This is a genomic window from Mycobacterium sp. 1245499.0, assembly GCF_001673615.1.
GTDB classification, from domain to species: domain Bacteria; phylum Actinomycetota; class Actinomycetes; order Mycobacteriales; family Mycobacteriaceae; genus Mycobacterium; species Mycobacterium europaeum_A.
In genome coordinates, this window is sequence record NZ_LZMG01000331.1 from 1 (window position 1) to 16,940 (window position 16,940).

Here is a 16,940-nt window from a genome sequence, read left to right on the forward strand (position 1 = left end):
CGATGTGGCGCGCCTCCTCGATCGGGGTCCGTCCCGAACTGGACGCGTACTGCCGATCGCTGGACTCGTCGCCGCCGTCAACGGCCACGCCATCGGGCTGGGCGCGGTGCTGGCCACCCTGGCCGACGTCTCCTACGTCTCGGAGCGGGCGAAACTCGGTGACCTGCATGTGCACGCCGCGCTGCCGGCGGGCAACGGGGCCGCGGTGATCTGGCCGCTGCTGGTCGGGCTCAACCGCGCCAAATACTTGCTGATGACCGGCGAGGTCCTCACCGCGGCGGAGGCCGAACGCCTCGGGCTGGTCACCCGCGTCGTCCCGCCGGCCGATGTGGTGCCGTCGGCGCTGGCGATGGCGCAACGACTCGCCACGCTGGCCCCCCAGGCGGTGCAGGGCACCAAGGCCGCGGTGAATCGGCTCCTCGCGATGGCCTCGGGCGCGGTCCTGCCGTTCTCCCTCGCGCTCGAGGCGGCCGCCATGGAGCATGACGACTTCCGCGCCGCGATGGCGAAGTTGGGCCGCGCGTGAGGCTTGCATCAATAGGGACGCTAGGACCCTCCCTGGAAATTGTCAACGTCAACGTTCACGTTGACAAGCGCGTTAATCCTCAGGTCAGTCCCCCGGATGGCGTATTTTGACAACGCGACACCCGCACACCAGGAGGCCGACGATTCCCGCCGCACGCCAGCAGAGCGACAACGCGCGGCGCCGCCACGAGCGGCGCACGGCTGACCGCCGCGCGTCCAACGAGCGCTGGCAGACCATCCTCAAGGGCGCCGCGGAGGTGTTTCGCCGAGAGGGGTTCGCCCGCGCCCGGCTGGAGGACGTCGCGGTCGAGGTGGGCATCAACCGCGCCTCGCTGTACTACTACGTGGGCACCAAAGAGGAATTGCTGGTCGCGCTCATCGAGCAGCCGGCCTACGAGATGACCCGGCACTGCCGCGACGCGCTCGAATCGGATGCGCCACCCGAGCAGAAGCTGCGTCGCGCGCTGGACTCCTACATCAGCGACCTGGCCACCTATCCCGAGCTCTTCCTGCTGTTCGGCGAGAGTCAGCACATCGCAACGATTCCGGAGGCACAGGGCATCGTCGCCAACGCCGACGCCTACGGCAAGACGCTGCTGGCGATCATCGAAGAGGGTGTGGCCGGGGGCGTGTTCCGCTCGGATCTGGATCCGCGGCTGGCCATGCTCGGCATCCTGGGCATGCACAACTGGATCCACCGTTGGTATGTCCCCGGCGGGCGCAACTCGCTGACCGAGATCGGCGACGCCTTTGCGGCCATGGTGCTGTCCAGCCTGCGGCCCTGATCTCCAGACTGTACGCAATCGCACCCTCTGTGCGGCGACGAACTGCGTTGACGCGGCGCCTGGGCCTAGGATTGAATGCAATCTGCAGTAATGCTTGGTCCGTGCCGTCAGCCGAGAGGAGACGCGATGCCGCGTCTGAAGCCGATTCCGCGCGATGAAGTCACCGACGAATTCACGTTGAAGATGTATGACTTCATGTTCGGCGACCGTGACCCGGTGGCCGAGCCCGGCACGGTGGGCGGCACTCCGGGCAACTGGTGGACGGTGATGGCGCAGTCCCCCGCCGCGCTGCGCCACGCCGTGCGCGGCTTTCGCCTCTACCGCGAAGAGGTGTCCATCCGCGCCGATCACCGCGAGCTGGGCCAGATCCGGGCGGGCTGGGTGGTCGGCAGCCAGTTCGTCTTCTCCCAACACTGCAAGGCGTGCCGGTCGGCGGGGTTGTCCGAGGAGAAGATCGAGGCGATCCCGTCCTGGCAGACGGCGGACTGTTTTGACCCGGCCGAGCGGCTGCTGCTGGCCTACACGGATTGCCTTGCGGGACAGCACGGCCGGGTGCCCGAGCGGCTGATGACCCAGCTGCGGGAAGTTTTCAGCGACACCGAGATCCTCGAATTCACCTACACCACCACCATGTACGTGATGCACGCGATCATGTCCCGGGCATTGCGGCTGGAATTCGACGATGTCGACGACTCGACCGTCGAGGTCGTCGACCCGGAAGGCGGCGGTGTGCTCGACATCGGCGCAGCGACGTCCGGGGGTGACTGAGGTGAGCGAGATGGACGGCCGCTCGCAGCTGGCGTACCGGCTGATCAGGCGTGCCATCGCCGAGGGCGAGTTCGAGCCGGGATCGCGCCTGGTCGAACAACGCATCGGCCAGATGTTCGACCTGTCCCGCACCCCGGTGCGAGAAGCGTTGCGGGCCTTGGCCGCCGACGGCCTGGTCACCATCGAGCGCAACCGCGGCGCCATCGTGGCCACCATGTCCGAGACCGACATCCGCGACCAGTACGAACTGCGCGCCCGCCTGGAGTCGCTGGCCGCCGAACGCGCCGCGACCCGGATGCGCGACGATGGCATCGCGGCACTGGACGCCGCGATCGTCGAGTTCGACCACGGCATCGAGCTGGTATCGAAGGGTTCGGCCGACGCCGGGCTGCGCCGGATCACCGCCGCCAACAGCGCCTTTCATCAGGCCATCGTGGTGGGCGCCCAGCATCGGCGGCTATCCGCTCTGCTGGAGCACGCCGTCGATATCCCCCTGGTGTATCAGGTGTTTCGGCATCAGACGCGGGAGGAACGGGAGCGGTCGAATCTGTTCCACCGCATGGTGCGCGACGCGATAGCGGCGGGGGAACCGCTGCGCGCCGGTGCGCTGATGGCCGAGCACATCCTGCAGGGCCGCGATTCCCTGCTGTCGTTGAGGTCGCAGCGGGGTCGCGAGACCGAAACGCACGCTTCATGACCGTCGGCCTCGGCGACCGGTTCCGGCTGGACGGCCGCGTCGCCGTCGTGACCGGGGCGACGTCCGAATTGGGGCTGGCGATCGCGCGAGCGCTCGGGGCGGCGGGCGGGCGAATCGCGTTGGCAAGCCGGCGCCTCGATGAGCTCGAAGCGCGCTGCGCCCAGCTGCGCGACGACGGCATCGACGCCGCCGCCTTCCGGGTGGACGTGAGCGATCACGAATCGTGCACGGCGGCAACGGATCTGATCATCGATCGGTTCGGCGGCGTGGACGTGCTGGTCAACAACGCCGGTGTGGGCACGGCCGCACCGGCGACGCGCGAGGACCCGGCGCAGTTCCGGCGCACCGTCGAGGTCAACCTGATGGGCGCCTACTGGATGAGTCAGGCGTGCGGGCGATCGATGCGGCCCGGTTCGGCCGTGGTGATGATCAGCAGCATCCTGGGGCTGACCACGACTTCGCTGCCGCAGGCCGGCTACGTGTCGAGCAAGGCGGGGCTGCTGGGACTCACCCGCGACCTGGCCCGACAGTGGACCGGCCGCAAGGGCATTCGGGTCAATGCGGTGGCGCCGGGATTCTTGTCGACCGGCCTGACCGAACTCACCCCCGACGGGTTCAACGACGACTTCGTCGCCACCCGGGTACCGGCGGCGCGGTTGGGTGAACCCGACGAGGTCGCCGCCGCGGTGCTGTTCCTCGCCAGTCCGGCGGCCTCATTCGTCAGTGGTGCCGTGCTGCCCGTTGACGGTGGCGCCCTGATCACCTGACCGGCGAGCGAACAGCAGGCCGCGCAGGTGTTCGGTGACGGCGGGGTCGATCAGTTCCGGCTCGTAGAGCAGGTCCGGCGGGAAGTACAGCACGATCTCGTCGATGCCCGCCTGCTGCCACCCGGCCACCCATTCGTCGAACGCCTGCACCGACGACCAGATGGGGTCGGCCGTGGTGGCCGGGCTGCCGGCCAGAATCTGGCGACGGATGGTCGCGGGGTCGCGGCCGGATTCGGTGCAGAACTCGTCGAGGGTGGCCGATCGCCGCGCGGTGAGCTCCAGCAGCCGCGGCGACGACAGCCCCCATCCGCCGAACGAGCTCCAGATATCGCCGAACCGGGCCACCAGCTGCAGGCTCGAACGGGCATGCGCGGCAACACAAATCGGGGGCCGGGGCCGTTGCAGCGGCGGCGGTCGCAACCGGAAATCACTCACCCGGTAGTGGGCGCCGGAAAAGTCGACCGGTTCGGCGCGCAGCAGCGCATCGATCAGTTCGACCGCTTCGGCGAATCTCTCCGCGCGTTCCGCGCGCGGCCAGGCCACGCTGCCGACCATTTCGTGGTCGGTGGGGGCATAGCCGGCGCCGAGGCCCAATTGCAACCGCCCACCCGACATGTTCTCGACGGTGAGGGCCTGGCGCGCCAGCATCACCGGGTGCCGCAGAACGACGTTGGACACCAGCGGCCCGAGCAGGATCCGGCGGGTGCAGTTGGCCAGACCGGCCAGCGTGGTGAACGCTTCGAACCAATTCGACCTGGGTGCTTGCGGATTGGCGCCGTGATCGTCGATCCAGAGGCTGCGAAAGCCCATCTCCTCGGCCCGTTCGCAGCGGTCCACCAGCGTGGCCCAGGAGACATTGGGAAACAGCAGCGCCCCGAAGTCGGTCACCGGCCCGCGGGCAGGGTTTTGGTGTGGGCTTCGTCCTCGGCGCGGCGACGGGCGTCGCGCTCCTGCAGGAATTGCTGGGTGGCACCGACGATCGCGTTGGTGATGTTGCCCATCAACGTCTCCCGGTGAAAGATCGTCCAGTCGCGGCTGCGTTCCAGCGGCTCGAGGCAATCCTGAAACACCGGCATGACGTAGCGGCTGATCATCTCGTAGGAGCGCAGCGTGGCCTCGCGGTTGGCCCACTCGTGGGCCATCAACAGATAGGTGCCGAAGCCGCCGGATTGCCGCTGCAGCCGGCGCAGCTGCTCGATCGCCATGTCGGGAGTGCCGATCACGCCCACGCCGGTCTCATTGACGGCAGACACGATGTCTTCGCCGGGGTCGAAATCGCCCAAAATCGGTATGGCCCCGACGTTTTGGAAGTAGTCCACCCACTGCGCCAGACCCACCTCGACATCCTTGCGGGCCTGTTCCACGGATTCGGCGATGTGCATCGGCCCGCACATCCGCCAGCCCTGACGGCTCACCGTGGTTCCGTGCGCGGCGGCGGTTTCGGTTGCGGTGCGCCAGTTGCGGGCCAGCGCATCGAAGGCCTTCTTCTGGGTGGCCGCGATCGAGAGCAGTCCGATGCCGAACTTGCCGGCGGCCACCGGGCCCGACGGCGACGCCGTCACCGCCACGCTGACCTCGATGTTGGGCTTGCTGTACGGGCGCAACTGCAACCGGGCGTCACGCAGCGTGAACCAGTCGGTCTCCCGGTTGACCGGGGCTTCGTCGCGCCACAGTTCGAGCACCGCCTCTAGGGATTCGAGCATCATGTCGCGCTGACGGGTGGTCTCGATGCCCATCATGTAGGCGTCGCCGGGCAGCGCGCCCGGTCCGACGCCGACGATCAGGCGCCCGCGGGTCAGGTGGTCGAGTTGCACCATGCGGTCGGCGAACATGAACGGGTGGTGATACGGCAATGAGGCCACCCCGGTGCCCAGCCGGATGCGCTTGGTGCGGGCCGCGGCCGTCGCGATCATCAGGTCGGGCGCGCCGATGATTTCCGTTCCGCCCGAGTGGTGTTCGCCGAACCACGCCTCCTCGTAGCCGAGTTCCTCGACTGCTTCGACCAACTGCAGGTCGCGCTCGAATGCGAGCGTCGGATTGTCGCCGACCATGTGGTACGGCGCGATGAAGACACCAAAGCGCATGGCCTGAATCTACGTCTACGTTCACGTTCATGCAAGCCGCCGCCGTCGTGACGATCAACGGCACGGCGGGATGGGGGTCTCAGTCCAGGGCGGCGGCGTGCCGCGCCAGGCGCTTGGCGCGTTCCATGTCGTAGTGCTTGCGGGTCACGAGCCGCTGTGCGAACAGTCCGCCGCCGGATTGCACGTTGGTCACCAGGTGCCAGCCGCCGTAGGAATCGGCGGTGGTGTCGCGGATGGCGTGGAACAGCTTGGCGCGGGCGTCGCCGGACACGTCGGCCGCTCCGGTCAGGTATTTGCGCAACTGGGGGCCGATGTCCGGGTTGTCCAGGTCCGCCATCGACGGTGTGGTGATCACCCCGCCGCCGGCGATGTCGTGCAGATGCCGGACCATCAAATTGAAGTTCGCCGCGCCTAGGTATTTGGTCGCGTTCGTGTACAGGTCGTCGGGATAGTAGTAGCCCTCGGGCGTGGTGTGGGCGTTGCTGATCGCGGCCTCCATGCCGGCCCGCAAGTTGGTGGCATGGATCATCATCTCGTCGATCTTCTCCCGGATGTGTGACACCCGTGCGGTCCCATTGGCTTCGGCCATCAACTGCGCCAGGCCCACCATCTCGTCGGCCTGTTCCACCATCACCGCGGTGCCGCCGAGGCGCTCCCACAGGCCCAGCGAGTGCGCGAAGATGCCGGCCTGTGCGGCAACGCCATCGAGGAACACGTGCTCGGTCGGGACGAACACGTCGTCGAAGATCACGAACCCGTCCGGCATGCTGCGCCGCGCGCTCACCGGGTAGTCGCGCTCGTCCCCGCCGCGGGCTTGCACGGTGCGGCTGATGACGTGCACCCCCGGGGCGTTGACCGGTACCGCGCACGCGATCGCGTAGTCCTCCTCCCCCGGCTTCATCGACTTGGTCGGCATCACCATCAGGTGATGGGCGAACGGTGCCGCGCTGATGTGAAGTTTCGCGCCGCGGATCACCACGCCGTCGTCGCGGCGCGCCACCACGCGCACGTACTGGTCGGCATCGTCCTGCGCGGCTGGCGCCTTGGATCGGTCGCCCTTGGAGTCGGTGATGCATTCGGCGATTCGGATGTCGTCCCGGCGGGCTTGTGCCACATAGGAGTTGATGCGGGCGACGAACTCGGGGTGGGCGTCGGCCAGCCGCGCCGCCGCCACCACGAGCGTCATGAGCGACTGGTAGGTGACGTTGAGCAGCAGGTCCATGCTGGTGAGGATCGGCACCCGGTCACGTAGTTCCGCGACGCTGCGCGGCGCCTCCACCAACGGGTTCACCGCGTCGCCGTCGGGCCGGTAGTACTGGTCGTATCCGGCGGCCACCGCGTCGAGCGCCGGCGCCAGCAGCGGATCGGTGTCCATGTCGGCGACCAGCTTGCCGTCCTGGTAGACCCGCCGTCCGTCGCGGAGTGAGTTCTTGTACTGCTCGCCGGTCATCATGGTCGGTGCGCTCTCCTCTATCGGCTGGTCCGCTGGTTGAAGGGTGTGTCACGGTCGGGGTCGGCCTCGCGGGGCAGCCCGAGCACGCGCTCGGCGATGATGTTGCGCTGGATCTCGGAGGTGCCCCCGGCGATGCAATACTTCTTCATCTCCAAGAATGACCGCGTGCCCGAAGGCATTTCGGTGTCGACGGGCCAGCCCATGGTGAGTTCGGGAAGCAGATCGACGCGGATGCGCCCCGCGCGCTCGTGCAGGTCGGCGCTGACGAGTTTGCGGATGGAGTCGATGGCCCCGGGGTTGCGGTCCGCGGCGACGCTGGCCCGAAAGCCGGCGCTCTGCAGTGCGCGTTCGTCGACGAGCATGTGCTGCAGGCGATCTCGCACATCGGCCCGTTGCCATGCGCCGCTGCGCACCGCCTCCGCGATGAGCTGGTCGGCCACGCCGGGGCCGACGACGGGAGGCCCGGTGAGGCTGTTGCGTTCCTGCATCAGGGTGCTGATGCCCACCTTCCAGCCGGCGTTGAGCGGACCCAGGCGGGCCGCGTCCGGCACTATGACGTCGGTCAGGAAGACCTCGTTGAATTCGGCGTCACCGGTCATCTGCCGAAGCGGCCGCACGTCCACTCCGGGCGTGCGCATGTCGAGCAGGAAATAGGTGATGCCGGCATGTTTGGGCAACGTCGGATCGGTGCGCGCCATCAACAGCCCGAAATCGGCCGTGTCGGCGAACGAACTCCAGATCTTCTGGCCGTTGATTAGCCAGCGGTCGTCATCGATACGCACGGCCGAGGTGGACAGCGACGCCAGATCCGATCCGGCGCCGGGCTCGCTGAACAGCTGACACCAGCGGTGATCGCCGCGGGCCAGCGGCCGCAGGTAGGTGTCTCGCTGCTCGTCGGTGCCCCACTGCAGAATGGTCGGACCCGCCAGCCATACGCCGACGAAGTCCTCCTCGGGCCGGTCGACACCGCGGCGGCGCAACTCCTCCACCGCGGCACCGCCTTCGTCGCGACCCAGACCGCGGCCGCCGTATTCGGTCGGCCAGGTTGGTGTGGCCCAGCCGGCCTCGCCGAGGCGGCGATACCAATCTCGCTGCACCGCAGAGTATTTCTCGCCCGGCGGCGGCGGGGCGTGATCGCGCACGATCGCGTCGGTCAGGTTGTCGGCCAGCCAGCGGCGCAGCTCGTCGAGCGCCGGCGATTCGACCCGGGCCTGATCGGATACGGTTTCCGTTGCGGTCGAACGGCTTTCGGCCACGGCCGTGCCGAGCCGGTGGCGGTGGGCCGACGGCGTCCCGAACAGGTACTGGTTGGCCTTGGCGCGGCGCAGGTACAGATGTGCGACGTGCTCCCAGGTGTAGCCGATTCCGCCGTGCAGCTGGATCATCTCGGCGGCGTTCTGCAGTGCGGCTTCCCCGCACGCGGCCGCGGCGACGCTGACGGCGAAGTCCGCGTCGGCCGCGCCGCCGGCCAGCTGCCGGATGGCATACCAGGCGCTGCCGGCGCACAATTCGGCCCGTACCGCGGCGTCCGCGAGGCGGTGCTTGAGGGCTTGGAACGCCCCGATCTGCCGGCCGAACTGCCGCCGATCCAACAGGTACTGCTTCGTCAGTGCGACGCACTGCTCGGCGAGCACGGCCTGCTCGGCGGCCAGCAGCGCCGTCGCGCGCAGCCGCACCCGGGCCAGGACCGCCTCGGCCGCCGCCACGGCACCGACCTGTCGAGCCGGTGCGCCGCTCAGCCGGAGATTGGCGAGGCCGCGGCTGGTGTCCAGGGTGGACAACCGCTCCCGGTCCACGCCGTCGGAGCCGGTGACGGCGTACAGCGTGGTGCCCCCGCCGGTGTCCGCAGCGACCAAGACGATCTGGGCGTCGGCGCCGTCGGGGACGTGGTGGAATTGGCCCGACACCACCCAGTTCGGCCCGTGCCGCTCGGCGTGGCCGGTGCCGTCGGCGAGGGTGGCGGTCAGCTCGCCGGCGACCAGGCCGGGCAGCAGTTCGGCGCACACGGCGTCGTCGCCGCAGGCCAGCAGCGCTTCGGCGGCCAGGCAGGCGGTGGGCAGGTAGGGCACCGCGCCCAGTTCCCGCGCGAGTTCTTCGCAGACGACGGCCTGTTCGTACAGCCCGGCGCCGCTGCCGCCGTACTGCTCCGGCACCGCGATGCCGAGCAGCCCCAATTCGGCCAGCTCGGCCCACCCCGCGCGGCGTGCGGCCGCGGCACCGACGTGCCGCGTCTCGTGCAGCGGAAGGCGCTTGGCCACGAGTTTGCGCACCATGTCACGCAGGTCGTCGAGTTCGGAGGCAGACGACAGCGCGTCCAGCGAGACGGCCATTTTGTATACAGTAGGGCCGATTTGACGGGTGTCAATGTTCGATGGCCAGCAAGGCATCGCCGTGTGCCGCTGGTTGTATGCAATCTCGGTCCTGAGCGCGGCGGGTGGCAATGCCCGATGCCGCAGCCCGGGGGTCAGCCGGGAAAAGCGGTTGACGTTGCTGGTCGGTCCCGGTGGGCGGCCGGCTTCAAATGCCTAAGAAATGCCGGCGGCATGCGCACCGACCTACGGAACCGCACGGTAGTGGCGTCCGGATATCTCTCGACTTGGACTTGAGACTTTGCGACCGAAGCGACGTGCGCAATTCGATGGCTGCGCGTCAATTGCCACGGACCGCGTTTTCAGAGATGAGAAACGCGGCCACCACAATTCGTGGCGGAATTCAGGCCGGGGTGTTGCCGCTCGAGTAGAGCTTGAAGTTGCGGACCAGCGGAACGACCGGGTTGCCCGCTGCGGCGCGCTGGCGCGCGCGAAATGAGGGATGACGACGCATTGCCGCATTGCGTTCGCGTTCGCGACGCTGCGCGGCGGCCCATGCTGGATGGGACTGAAGGAAAATAACCGTGCCTTCTGGTGTATTCGCCACGATCGTCACTCCTCTCAGTACCACCCGCAAAAGCTACAACAGTGTGGTTATCGGATCGTGATTCCAGAATGCCCGCCGAATCCTGAGACCAAACCACCCGCCAAGGTGAGAATTGGCCGTGAATTTGCGCGCGTAATCCGTTGCCACTGCCGTGCTGTCGGCCACGCTGGTCCGACCGCGATCAGAACCATAGCGACGGGCACCGACAGAATTCCGTTTCAACCTCGTGCCCGGTGGGCTGCTAGGGTCCCTTGCTTATGCCGGAGATTGATCGCCGCCGCATGATCTTGACGACCGGGATCGGGGTGCTGGCAGCAGCGCTGCCCACCTCGAACGCCTGGGCCTCCCCTGCCAGACAGGACGAGCCTGCCGGCCGGATACCGCCGCCCGCCGCGCCCAGCGGCCAATCCGGGAACTACATCTTCTCGGACGAATTCGATGGTCCGGCGGGGTCGGCCCCCGACGCGTCGAAGTGGGCGGTGGCCAAAGCCCGCGAGACGATCAAGGACCCGACCTATTGGGAGCTGCCCGAGCACATCGGGCAGTACCGCGACGATCGCCGCAACGTGTTCGTGGACGGGAATTCCAACCTGGTGCTGCGCGCCGCCAAGGACGGCCCCACCTACTTCAGCGGCAAGGTGCAGAGCCTGTGGCGCGGCGGCGTCGGCCACACCTGGGAGGCCCGGATCAAGTTGAACTGCCTGACCGCGGGCGCCTGGCCCGCGTACTGGCTCGGCAACGACGATCAGGGCGAGATCGACGTCATGGAGTGGTACGGCAACGGCAAGTGGCCGTCGGCCACCACCGTGCACGCCAAGGCCAACGGCGGCGAATGGAAGACGCACAACATCGCGGTGGACAGCGCCTGGCATACCTGGCGCACGCAGTGGGACGAGGCGGGCATCCGGTTCTGGAAGGACTACACCGAGGGCGCCGCGCCCTACTTCGACGTGCCGGCGAGTTCGCTGCCGGACTGGCCGTTCAACGGTGCGGGCTACACGGTCTATCCGGTCTTCAACCTGGCGGTGGCCGGATCGGGCGGGGAAGACCCGGGCCCGGGCAGCTACCCCGCCGACATGCTCGTCGACTGGATTCGCGTCTGGTAGGGCGGCGCGCCCTCAGTGCGTCAGCAGCGCGACCGCCGTCGTCGGCCTGCCACCCGGACGGCGCAAATCCGATCGCAGCCAGGCGAACGGGCGCATGAAGATCGGTAGTCGGCCGAACCGTTTGGCGGCCACCAGCAGCGATTCCGCTTCGACGGCTCGCCAGCCGAGGTCTTCGAAGAAGGCCAACCCGTTTTCGGGCGCGAACTTGAAGGGTGCGTTTTCCGAAATCCCGGCGACGTTCTTGTTGATCCGCTCTTTGAGACCGGGAAAGGCGAAATCGATCATCCACCAGGTGACCTCGGGTCGCTTGATCGCACCTGAAAGGGCGGCGACGTCGGAGGCCTCCAGGTACATCGACAGCCCCTCGGTCAGCACGAAGGCCTTCGTCGCGCCGGCCAGCGCCTCGTCGAGGAAGGCGTCCCGGGCGTGTGGGTCGGCGAGGTCGACCGCGACGCGGTTCAGCCGGCAGCGCGGTGTCTGATCGGCGAGGATTTGCGTCTTTTCGGCGAGCAGCTTGGGTAGGTCGGCCTCGATCCAGGTCAGATCGGATGGGAGCTCCAAGCGATAGGGCCGCGTGTCCAGGCCGGCGGCCAGGTTCAGGACGCGGTCACAGCCCTGGGCGAGTGCGGCTGCGATGGCGTCGTCGATGAGCTTGGTCCGTGCGACCAGCCACCAACCGCTGCGGTCCGTCCAGGGAACTCCCGCGACGATCGCGCGGCCGTGCTCTCCCGCGAGACGTTCGGCGAGCGGGTCGCTGAACAGCGCGTCGGGGCGCAGCGTTTCGGTTGCCCGGTGCAACGCCGTCCACCGGGCGGTATCGGAAACATGGGTGATCGTGTGCCCTGGACCAGACATACGTTGCGTTATAGCAGTACCGGCGCCGCGCTATTGGCCGGCCCTGCCTCCCGCGAACCACGCGGCGGTCACCCCACGGGTGGCGGGCGGTGGAAGAACGGCGTCGGGCGGGCCGAGGCGACCGACTTTGACGGTCCACGCCGACGACGAGCGATCGATGCAGGATCCCGCACCCTGACTGGGCAGCCACAGCACGGCCAGGTCACTACCGGCGCCGCCGCATCCGTAGACGCCGACGTACCCATCGGCGCGCCCACCCCACGCGCAACCGTTGCGCAGCAGGCAGCGGGTGCCGTCGTCGAGGGTGAGCGCGAACGGGTCCGGGTCGGCGGTCGGGTGCACGGGCGGAAGGTGACCGTCGAAGGTGACCCGGTGCATTTGCATGTCCCACGGATTGTCCACGCACAGAAGCGATCCCGGCGTGGAGGGCCAGCATGTGCCGGCTCCGGCCGCGCTCGGCGAACAGTAGTAGACGTTGTCGGCCACCGCCGACGGCGACGGTTCCGAGCAGTCGCTCGCCTGCCCGACGTTGCCCGGCCCGGACGCCACGTGGTAGCCGTTGATCGCTTCACCGCTGGGCCCGACGGCCATCACCGTGATCGACTGGGTGGGCGGCGGATCCGCCGCCGCGGGCCCGGCCGCCGCCGTTGACAGCGTCGGCAGGGCGAGCGCGGCAACGGTGAAGATCCGGGCCACACAGCGCGTCACGTTCATCGAGCCAACCCCTTCGTCAGGCCCCCTCCTGCAGGGTAGGGCGCGCTGTGGATTCGGCGGGCCGGTTTGGGCGGTGACGCGTGATTGGGATCGGTAGCCGCGGGCCGGGGCTGTACTTGCTGCCATGACGCCGCCAAAGGAGGTGGCGACCCAGGAAAGGAAGACAGCAAATGAACATCGTGCCGACCAGCATCCAAGAGCAGATCAACCGCGTCGATCGGCAGCGCAGCCTGTACATCGGGATCAGCACCGGGCTGCTTGCGCTCTGGAGCGTCTACCGACTGATCTGGATGCTCTACCTCGGAATGACTTTCGGCTGGTTCTTCGGCGCGATGGCCTTCCAGGTGGTGTTGTGGGGTGTGATCGGCACGGCCGCCGCGGTGGCCTCCGTCGGATTCCTCACCCGCTACAACAAGGGATCTTGACTCGTCCGACGGCCGTCGGAGAAGTCCCGGACCTGGTACGGGTCCGGGACTTTCCGTTGTGGCGCAATAGCTTTAGAGCTGAGCCCAGACCGACTTCGTCTTGAGGTAGATCTCGAGGCCCTCTTTGCCGAACTCATGACCCCAGCCGGACTGCTTGTACCCGCCGAACGGGACATCGTGGTCGAACACCAGCTGGCAGTTGACCTGCACGCTGCCGGCCTGCAGTCGGCGCATGATCCGGTGGGCCCGACCGAGGTTCTCCGTCCAGGCGGTGGCTGCCAAGCCGTAGGTGGTGTCGTTGGCCAGCGCCACGGCCTCGTCTTCGTCGTCGAACGGCAGGATGGTGACCACCGGACCGAAGATCTCCTGCTGGTAGAGCCGCATGCTGGTGTCGACGTTGGTGAGCACCGTCGGGTGGACGAAGTAGCCTTTGCGGTCCAGCCGGTGGCCGCCGGTGACCACCTCGACGCCGTCGCTGCGGCCTTCGTCGATGAAGCCCATGACCCGGTTCAGCTGCTTCTGGCTGATCAGCGGCCCGCTGACGCAGCCCTCCTCGCTGGGGGCGCCCAACTTGAACGAATTCGCCATCATCGCAATGCCTTCCACGACCCGGTCGTAGACGCCGCGCTGGGCGAAGATGCGCGACCCGCATACGCAGCCCTGACCGGAGTGCACGAAGATGCCCAGCGACGCCATCATGATGGCGTTGTCCAGGTTCGCGTCGTCGAAGATCAGCACCGGCGACTTCCCGCCGAGTTCGAGCGTGACCTTCTTCAGGTTGTCGGCGGAGGCCCGCACGATCTCCTTGCCGACTTCGGTCGAGCCGGTGAAGGCCACCTTCTCGACATCGGGGTGCGCGGTGATCGCGGCGCCGGCGGTGTGGCCGTATCCGGTCAGCAGGTTGACCACCCCCTCGGGCACCCCGGCCTCGTGGATGAGCCGGTCCAGCAGCAGCGCCGACAGCGGGGTCTCCTCGGCCGGCTTGACGAGCAGGCTGCCGCCCGCCGCCAGGGCCGGTGCCAGCTTCGCGCTGGCGTTGAAGATGGGGCCGTTCCACGGAAAGATCAGTCCCACAACGCTGTACGGCTCCTTCAGCGTGTAGGCGTGCATGTTGACGTAGTTGTCGGTGGCGATGCCGTCGGTCTTCACGTCGTAGGCGACGCCGTTGATCTTCGAACACCAACCGGCGTAGTAGCGGAAGAACTCCGAGCAGGTCGACATCTGCAATTGGGCCTGCAGCAACGGCATGCCGGTGTTGAGCGAGTCCAGTTGGGCGAACTCCTCGGCGTGCTCGTCGATCAGTTCGCCGATCCGCCACAAGATCTTGGCCCGCTCGCGGCCCGGCAGCTCCGCCCAGACGCCGGACTCGAAGGTCGCCTTCGCTTTGGCCGCTGCGTCATTGACCGCTTCCTGCCCGCAGTCGGTGAACTCGGTGATCGTCTCCTCGGTCGCGGGATCGATGACCGCGATGACGTCCCCCGTTCCGGGGCGCTTGCGAATGTCGTCCAATACCGCCTGCACCGTCATCTGATCCCTTTCGTCTTGCCAGTCGTGGCGCCCCGGCGCCCCGTGCGCTCAGTGCTGAGCACTTGCTTAGCATTGTGCACACGGCTGGTCAAGCATCCGCACGCGGATGGGCTCAGCGCGATTCCTGGATGCGGATGAGGTTTCCGGCGGGATCGCGGACGGCGCAGTCGCGAAGCCCATACGGCTGGTCGGTGGGTTCTTGGACGATGTCGACGTCGCCGGCCTGCAGCCGTTCGAAGGTGCCGTCGAGATCCTTGGTGGCCAGCAGCAGCGTGGCGTAGCTGCCCTTGGCCATCATCTCGGCGATGGTGCGGCGCTCCTCGTCGGTGATGCCCGGATTGGCGGCCGGCGGGTTCAAGACGATGGACGTGTCCGGCTGGTTTGGCGGACCCACCGTGATCCAGCGCATCGTGCCCTTCCCGACGTCCAGACGAACTTCAAAGCCGAGGACGTCGCGATAGAAGGCGAGCGATGATTCCGGGTCCGTGTGGGGAAGGAAACTCGAGTGAATGGTGATGTCCATGCGGTCAGGTTAGGTGCGGTCCGATGGCAGCTGCTTCTCGATTCCTGATCGGTCTGGTCACCTGTTTGACCACGCATGGCGGCATGCCCGCCAGCGCGTCAGCAGCCTGGCGGCGGTAGGTGCTGGGCGGCACACCGACCAATTCGGTGAATCGGGTGCTGAAGGTGCCCAGCGACGAGCAGCCGACCGCGAAGCAGACCTTGGTCACGCTCAGGTCGCCCCGGCGCAGCAGCGCCATCGCCCGCTCAATGCGACGCGTCATCAAATACGAATACGGCGATTCGCCGTAGGCACGCCGGAATTCGCGGCTGAGGTGGCCGGCGGACATGTGCACCCCGCGCGCGAGCGCTTCGACGTCCAACGGCTGCCGGTAGTCCCGGTCGATGCGGTCCCGAACGCGGCGCAACAGGACCAGGGTGCGCAGGCGCTGCGCTGCGGCGTCCGGTGTGTTGGTCACCTACGTGATGCTGCCACCCCGACCTGTTGAGGGCGCACCTCTCTCGGGGTGTTTCGCCATCAGGCCCGCGTGGCGCTGCGCCAGGCCAGCGGGTTCAGCCCGCGGTAGGGGTCGTGCCCGCGCAGCCGGAGCAGGTCGGCCAGGATGTCTTCCAACTGCAGCCGGGTCCGCTCCCTGACGATGTCCACCCACTGTTCGTTTCCGACGCCGAGCGGCGTCGTGGTGTCGATCGCAGGGCCGAACCGCAGATACATCCGCTGCGGGCGCGGAATGAGCGTCGGCCCGATCCCCCGCAGCAACGGCATCGCCATGTCCGGCCGGCCATTCAGTCGCCGGCTCAGGGCCGCACTGACTTTCGCGTATGCGCTGTCGCGGGTGGTCCAACTGCGATACACGTCGTCGCCCCCGACCAGGCCGACCGGCACGATCGGGTAGCCATTTTCGACCGAAAGGCGGGCGAAGCCCGAGCGCCCTTGCCAGCGCAGCGTGTACTCCTCGCCTTTGAATTTCGCGATCTCGCCTCCGCCGCCGGGGAACACCAGGATGGTTTCGTCGTGGCGCATCAGTTCACGCGCATTCTCGGGTGCGCCGATCACGCCGCCGAACGCCGCCATCAGATCGGCGGGCAGTCCGCGTAGCCGACCGAAATTCCGGTCGGCCAGTGGCCGTACCCGCGTTCCGATGCTGCGCCGCACCGCATCCGCAATCAGAAAGACCTCGGAGCCGAGCTGAGTGTGGTTGCCCACCAACAGGAATCGCCCGTCGGGCGGCAGATTCTCCAGCCCGTCGACGTACGGACGGGACAGGTTCAGCACGGGGTGCAGCCCATCGGTCACCGTATCGAGCACCCGGCGCAGCGCCCGGACACGGTCGCCGGGGTCGGTGATGGCGACGAGATCGGGTCCGTCACTCATGGTCGGCGGGTCCCTCCGGACGCGAGAACACGACGGCGTTCGACGGCATCCCGCGTCGCCGCGGTGAAGCCAACACCTGCATCCCGATGTCGGGGCCGGCGCTGTGGCCGAGGGTCTCGAGCGCCGACGTGCTGTAGGCCCGCAACGCGCTGATGAACCCGTCGTGCAGGCACGGGTGTATCCACGACCACGGCAACAGCACCAGGTTCACCGGCAGCGTCACCACCGGAAACAGCAACGTGGCCAACGGACTTCGCCTCTTGAGGTCGATGACCAAGAACCGCTTGCCTACCCGGGTGGCCTCGGCGATGGCACGACAAGCCACTGCCGGCGGCAGGTGGTGAAACGCCATCGCGAACACCACCAGGTCATAGCTGTCGTCCGCGGCGTCGATCGCCGTCGCGTCGATCAGTTTTGCCTGCGC

General features: G+C 67.8%; 18 protein-coding genes and 1 pseudogene. 7 read left to right on the plus strand and 12 right to left on the minus strand.

Annotated elements, in window-relative coordinates; genetic code table 11:
* The 5 genes from A5646_RS20470 to A5646_RS20490 all read left to right on the plus strand — a co-directional run.
* Nucleotides 1-526 (plus strand): enoyl-CoA hydratase-related protein (locus A5646_RS20470; RefSeq protein ID WP_231998422.1); only part of this gene is annotated, 526 nt, incomplete at its 5' end.
* Between the two features lie 106 nt (nucleotides 527-632).
* On the plus strand, nucleotides 633-1,310 hold the full coding sequence (locus A5646_RS20475) for a TetR/AcrR family transcriptional regulator (RefSeq protein ID WP_231997928.1): 678 nt from the start codon (nucleotides 633-635) through the stop codon (nucleotides 1,308-1,310).
* A gap of 126 nt (nucleotides 1,311-1,436) precedes the next feature.
* Nucleotides 1,437-2,078 carry a carboxymuconolactone decarboxylase family protein gene (locus A5646_RS20480; protein WP_067023834.1) on the plus strand — a complete coding sequence of 214 codons (642 nt, stop codon included), beginning with the start codon at nucleotides 1,437-1,439 and terminating at the stop codon, nucleotides 2,076-2,078.
* A 10-nt stretch (nucleotides 2,079-2,088) separates the two neighbouring features.
* A complete protein-coding gene (locus A5646_RS20485) occupies nucleotides 2,089-2,775 on the plus strand; it encodes a GntR family transcriptional regulator (protein WP_067023861.1) in 687 nt (228 codons plus the stop codon).
* Nucleotides 2,772-3,542 (plus strand): SDR family NAD(P)-dependent oxidoreductase, encoded by a 771-nt coding sequence (locus A5646_RS20490; RefSeq protein WP_067023837.1) that lies wholly within the window; start codon nucleotides 2,772-2,774, stop codon nucleotides 3,540-3,542. The genes A5646_RS20485 and A5646_RS20490 overlap by 4 nt, the downstream gene beginning before the upstream one ends.
* Here the strand turns inward: A5646_RS20490 and A5646_RS20495 are convergent.
* The 5 genes from A5646_RS20495 to A5646_RS29140 all read right to left on the minus strand — a co-directional run bounded on the left by A5646_RS20495 (nucleotide 3,489) and on the right by A5646_RS29140 (nucleotide 10,004).
* Nucleotides 3,489-4,430, minus strand: coding sequence for an LLM class flavin-dependent oxidoreductase (locus A5646_RS20495; RefSeq protein WP_067023840.1), 942 nt, complete (start codon nucleotides 4,428-4,430; stop codon nucleotides 3,489-3,491). The genes A5646_RS20490 and A5646_RS20495 overlap by 54 nt on opposite strands.
* Entirely contained in the window at nucleotides 4,427-5,626 is a 1,200-nt protein-coding gene (locus A5646_RS20500; RefSeq protein ID WP_067023843.1) for an LLM class flavin-dependent oxidoreductase, read from the minus strand. The genes A5646_RS20495 and A5646_RS20500 overlap by 4 nt, the downstream gene beginning before the upstream one ends.
* Before the next feature lie 79 nt (nucleotides 5,627-5,705).
* Nucleotides 5,706-7,079 (minus strand): 4-hydroxyphenylacetate 3-hydroxylase N-terminal domain-containing protein, encoded by a 1,374-nt coding sequence (locus tag A5646_RS20505; protein WP_066863193.1) that lies wholly within the window; start codon nucleotides 7,077-7,079, stop codon nucleotides 5,706-5,708.
* A gap of 17 nt (nucleotides 7,080-7,096) precedes the next feature.
* Nucleotides 7,097-9,409 carry an acyl-CoA dehydrogenase gene (locus A5646_RS20510; protein WP_067023846.1) on the minus strand — a complete coding sequence of 771 codons (2,313 nt, stop codon included), beginning with the start codon at nucleotides 9,407-9,409 and terminating at the stop codon, nucleotides 7,097-7,099.
* Between the two features lie 382 nt (nucleotides 9,410-9,791).
* Entirely contained in the window at nucleotides 9,792-10,004 is a 213-nt protein-coding gene (locus A5646_RS29140) for a hypothetical protein (RefSeq protein WP_156749290.1), read from the minus strand.
* 248 nt (nucleotides 10,005-10,252) lie between these two features.
* Here A5646_RS29140 and A5646_RS20515 point away from each other — a divergent pair, with 248 nt between their 5' ends.
* The gene (locus A5646_RS20515) at nucleotides 10,253-11,101 is read left to right on the plus strand and encodes a family 16 glycosylhydrolase (RefSeq protein WP_066876724.1); all 849 of its coding nucleotides are present in this window, start codon (nucleotides 10,253-10,255) and stop codon (nucleotides 11,099-11,101) included.
* Between the two features lie 12 nt (nucleotides 11,102-11,113).
* Here the strand turns inward: A5646_RS20515 and A5646_RS20520 are convergent, their stop codons facing one another.
* Both A5646_RS20520 and A5646_RS20525 read right to left on the minus strand, forming a co-directional pair.
* Complete coding sequence (locus A5646_RS20520) at nucleotides 11,114-11,956, minus strand: SAM-dependent methyltransferase (RefSeq protein ID WP_067023849.1); 843 nt, start codon at nucleotides 11,954-11,956, stop codon at nucleotides 11,114-11,116.
* A 30-nt stretch (nucleotides 11,957-11,986) separates the two neighbouring features.
* A complete protein-coding gene (locus A5646_RS20525; RefSeq protein WP_067023852.1) occupies nucleotides 11,987-12,670 on the minus strand; it encodes a hypothetical protein in 684 nt (227 codons plus the stop codon).
* 170 nt (nucleotides 12,671-12,840) lie between these two features.
* Here A5646_RS20525 and A5646_RS20530 point away from each other — a divergent pair, with 170 nt between their 5' ends.
* Nucleotides 12,841-13,095, plus strand: coding sequence for a hypothetical protein (locus A5646_RS20530; RefSeq protein ID WP_066863208.1), 255 nt, complete (start codon nucleotides 12,841-12,843; stop codon nucleotides 13,093-13,095).
* Nucleotides 13,096-13,167: 72 nt separating this feature from the next.
* Here the strand turns inward: A5646_RS20530 and A5646_RS20535 are convergent, their stop codons facing one another.
* The 5 genes and pseudogenes from A5646_RS20535 to A5646_RS29535 form a co-directional block, all read right to left on the minus strand.
* Nucleotides 13,168-14,622 carry an aldehyde dehydrogenase gene (locus tag A5646_RS20535; protein WP_066863211.1) on the minus strand — a complete coding sequence of 485 codons (1,455 nt, stop codon included), beginning with the start codon at nucleotides 14,620-14,622 and terminating at the stop codon, nucleotides 13,168-13,170.
* 112 nt (nucleotides 14,623-14,734) lie between these two features.
* Nucleotides 14,735-15,145 (minus strand): VOC family protein, encoded by a 411-nt coding sequence (locus tag A5646_RS20540; RefSeq protein ID WP_066876714.1) that lies wholly within the window; start codon nucleotides 15,143-15,145, stop codon nucleotides 14,735-14,737.
* A gap of 4 nt (nucleotides 15,146-15,149) precedes the next feature.
* A complete protein-coding gene (locus tag A5646_RS20545) occupies nucleotides 15,150-15,602 on the minus strand; it encodes a helix-turn-helix transcriptional regulator (RefSeq protein WP_067023855.1) in 453 nt (150 codons plus the stop codon).
* A gap of 59 nt (nucleotides 15,603-15,661) precedes the next feature.
* Nucleotides 15,662-16,516, minus strand: a complete 855-nt coding sequence (locus tag A5646_RS20550; protein WP_067023858.1) for a lysophospholipid acyltransferase family protein — start codon at nucleotides 16,514-16,516, stop codon at nucleotides 15,662-15,664.
* A pseudogene (locus A5646_RS29535) lies at nucleotides 16,509-16,940 on the minus strand (SAM-dependent methyltransferase); the annotation flags it as partial. The pseudogene A5646_RS29535 and the gene A5646_RS20550, both read right to left, overlap by 8 nt.